General features: G+C 54.3%; 3 protein-coding genes. All 3 read right to left on the reverse strand.

Annotated elements, in window-relative coordinates; translation table 11 throughout:
• Positions 1-983: asparagine synthase (glutamine-hydrolyzing) (gene asnB / locus JRJ26_20470; protein ID MBW2059864.1), on the reverse strand; the 983-nt coding region annotated here is incomplete at its 3' end.
• Positions 984-999: 16 nt separating this feature from the next.
• Positions 1,000-2,238, reverse strand: a complete 1,239-nt coding sequence (locus JRJ26_20475; GenBank protein MBW2059865.1) for a glycosyltransferase — start codon at positions 2,236-2,238, stop codon at positions 1,000-1,002.
• A gap of 36 nt (positions 2,239-2,274) precedes the next feature.
• The coding region (locus tag JRJ26_20480; protein ID MBW2059866.1) for a polysaccharide biosynthesis C-terminal domain-containing protein at positions 2,275-2,956 on the reverse strand (682 nt) is incomplete at its 5' end.

Consider the following 2,956-nt stretch of genomic DNA (forward strand, 5'->3'; position numbering starts at 1 on the left):
ACTTCATCGATGAAGGGGCGCTCATCGTACCTCTCGTCCTCGAAACACGATGAAAAGGTCCTCAGCCCGTTGTTTCCCAAGAGGCGGCTGGTAATACACACGATGGAAGACGAGTCGAGTCCACCACTGAGACAGGTGCCCACGGTGACGTCGCTTCGGAGTCTCATCCGTACCGCATCGGTGAAGAGCTCGAGAAATTCGTCGGCATAGGTTTTGTCGGATTTTCCTGAAGCGGCTGTCTCGGGTTTTATGTCCCAGTACCTCGACAGAGCGATTCTCCTGCTCTCCAGATCGACTGTCAGGTAGTGCCCCCCCCGGAGTTGTTCTATCCCCTTAAAGAATGTCTCCCCCGTGGTGTCGAGGTGACCGTATGCGAGATAAGGATAGATACAGGCGTCATTTGGGATCCGCCTCACCCTGGGATATGCCAGAATAGCCTTTATCTCGGAGGCGAAGAGGAATCGATCCCCTTCCCTGCAAAAGTAGAAGGGCTTGATACCGAACCTGTCCCTGGCGCAGAAGAGCCTTCTTTTCTTTCCGTCCCATAGGGCAAAAGCCCACATACCGTTGAATCTTCGAAGGCAATCAACTCCCCACTGTTCATAACTATGGAGTATCACCTCTGAATCCGTATTTGACCTGAACCTGTGTCCCCTTTTTCTCAATTCTTCACGGATCTCCAGGAAGTTGTATATCTCCCCGTTGTAAGTTATCCATATGGTTCCATCCTCGTTGGGCATGGGTTGATGACCAGCGGCGGAAAGGTCGATAATCGACAGGCGCCGGTGGCCCAACCCGAGAAAGAAGGGCTCCCCTGCAGCATCTGTTTCCATCCCGTCGAGTTCGAGGGTTACACCGTTTCCGAACAACACGTATCCCTCATCGTCAGGACCTCTGTGTGCAATGGCCGCGGTCATCGACTTCAAACAAGAAACGTGAACCGAACCGTCCCCAAATTCGCATATGCCGGCAATCCCGCACACAACCCGTCCCCCTAAATCAAGACGAAGAGGAAAGCTCCTGGTAGACCGTCACGAGCTTTCCTTCCTGCTTCTCCCAGCAGAGCTCCTTCTTGGCCTCTCTGATATTAGCAACGATCCTCCGATACATGGCCCGATCCTCGGCCAGACGCGTGATTGCACCGGCGATCTCGTCTCTACGTTCGAGATCGACGGCAATACCGAGTCCGTACTTCTCCACGAATCCTCTCATCTCGGGTAGATCGCTTACTATCATAGGGATCTCGGCCATGACATAGTCGAAGAGCTTGTTGGCAAGGGAGAACCGATAGGTGAGATTCGTTGGAGGAAGCAGGAAGAGTCCCATATCCGAAGATGCCGTGGCAAGCAGGAGCTCCTTCTCATAGTCCAGGAACCCACCGTATGAGAACCTTCTACCCACACACAGTGAGCCGGCCAGCCTCCTCAGCCTGTCCAGATACCGCGGAGGAGAGACCTGGCCGGCGACAACGAGAAACCACTCCTCCTCGAGAAGGGGAAGGATCTCTATCATCCTCTCGATTTCCCTGTCAGGCCGGATGGCTCCCTGGTAGAAGAGGATCTTGCCGTATACCGGAATGCCGAGTCTTTCCCGGAGATAGGTCGTCCTTTCCACGCTGGTGTATCTTCTCGCATTGTAAAGGAATTCGGGTCGTTCCTTCAGTCCGTACCTGGCCTCGATCATCCTGGAGAGGGAGGAATTGACCGTGAAAACCCTATCGCATCGGCCGATGGCTCTTCTCTCGACCAACGACATGACCCCTCTCAAAACCCGGTTCTTGAACCTCTGCCAAGGGGATCGGAGATACCTGTCCGCGGGCACGTAGTCGAAGAAGAGTTCGTGAGCGTCATAGACGAGCTTTGCCCCGTCACTCCTGGACAGGACCCAGCCGAGGGGAAGTGTTTCCGCATCGTGACAATGGACCACGGAGAATCTTCTCCTCTTTCTGGAAAACACATAGGAGAGAAACCTTGTCCAAACCAGAAGCGTTTCCACGGGTCTTGGACCGTAAGGAAAACCCTGGAAAAGCCTGAGAACAACGAACCCGTCACCCTCTTCAACCCTCTTCTGATCGGGTCTCTTGCCGGCCAGGACCACAACCCCCCACCCGGCCCGGGCGAGTGACTCGGCCTCTCTCCACACTCTTGGGTCCGGATCGAGAGAATTCAGGACCACCATGGCCACACGGCGGTCCGTATCATGGGGGTAACCACCACTGGTTTGCAACATTCGGGCCATTCAATCTCTTCTTTCGCTGCTTGCCGAGAAGGCACCTCAAGCGGGACGGCCGGTGCCTGGTCTCTGCCCGTGTCTCTTCCAGAGGAGATCAAATCCGGTGTATCTCCTCACCAGTTCCCAATCCGCCTGCTCAAGAATGCCGGCCCAGGTGGCCAAGACGAGGTAGAGCCCGGTGAAGGTCAGGCCTTTGATCAAGAGGCTCAGAATTCCGAAACCCACTACATGTGTCAAGGGCAAGACAGACGCACCGCACAAGGCAGATATCACCAGTACCCTCAGCAGATATCTCCAGGGCATCACCCCACCGATGCTCAGCCCGAGAAGGGACCTTAATCTGCTGATTATGTAAGCGAAGTTGACATAGATCGCCATCACGGTCCCAACTGCAGGACCGAGGAACCCTATTGTCTTCAATAAGACGAGGCTGAGGGTGAGGTTCGAGACAAAGACCAGAACCGAGGCTTTGAGCATGATCGGTGTGGCATCGCAGGCCCTCACCATTGCTGTGTTGTCGGAAATTCTGACAAGGAGGAGAAACAGATAGATTCGGAAAACAGAGGCGCTCCCCTCGTATTTGTCAGAATAGATCAACCGGATGAAATCACTCGCATTCAGAACAAAAAAAACGAATATCGGATAGAGGCACATGGACGTCTTACGAACCATTCTATGCCATGTCAGAACCAGCTCTTCCTTCCTGCCCTCGTAGAAGAGCCGC

It is taken from the genome of Deltaproteobacteria bacterium, assembly GCA_019308905.1.
GTDB lineage: Bacteria > Desulfobacterota > BSN033 > WVXP01 > WVXP01 > JAFDHF01.